General features: G+C 64.5%; 1 protein-coding gene. It reads right to left on the reverse strand.

The features are described 5' to 3' along the window. On the reverse strand, nt 1–546 hold a 546-nt coding region (locus EN939_RS37260; protein ID WP_164751653.1), incomplete at both ends, for an FAD-dependent oxidoreductase.

Genomic DNA, 546 nt, shown 5'->3' on the forward strand with positions numbered 1-546 from the left:
ATCTTGCGCACCGGCGTCGACAGTTCGACCGGCACGCCGGCGCCGAAACGCGCCACCAGCGCGCCAAGGCCCTCCTTGCTGAAGTAGTTCGGGTCGAGATCGGCCGCGGCCTGGAAGTCCAGGATCGAGATTTCGTCCTCGTCGGCACCGAAATCCATCGGCCCGGCGAAGGTGGCGGCGGCGCGCGGCGCATGGCCTTTTGCCAAAAGCGCCGAAAGACGATCGTCATCTCCGTCCTTCACTTCATGCCTGGCCAGCAGTTCGAACAGCTTTGCGTCGGCGGCCTTCATGTCGGCTTCTTCCGCTTCGCTCGCCTTGCGCTCGCGGTAGTAGAGATGATCAACGTTCATGTCGTGATGATGCAACGTCCAGCCTGCCGCCTGGGCTTCGGGAAAATAGGGATTGCGGTCGGCGGCATGCAGCCAGGCGCAGCCGATGTCGAAAGGCACGCCGAAATGCTGGTCGCTGGTCCAGGCTCGCCCGCCGATTCGGTCCATCGCTTCGAGCAGCGTGAAGGAAAGCCCCGCGGCCTGCAGGGTCCTGGCG

Source organism: Mesorhizobium sp. M7A.F.Ca.CA.002.05.1.1, from assembly GCF_003998335.1.
Lineage (GTDB): Bacteria > Pseudomonadota > Alphaproteobacteria > Rhizobiales > Rhizobiaceae > Mesorhizobium.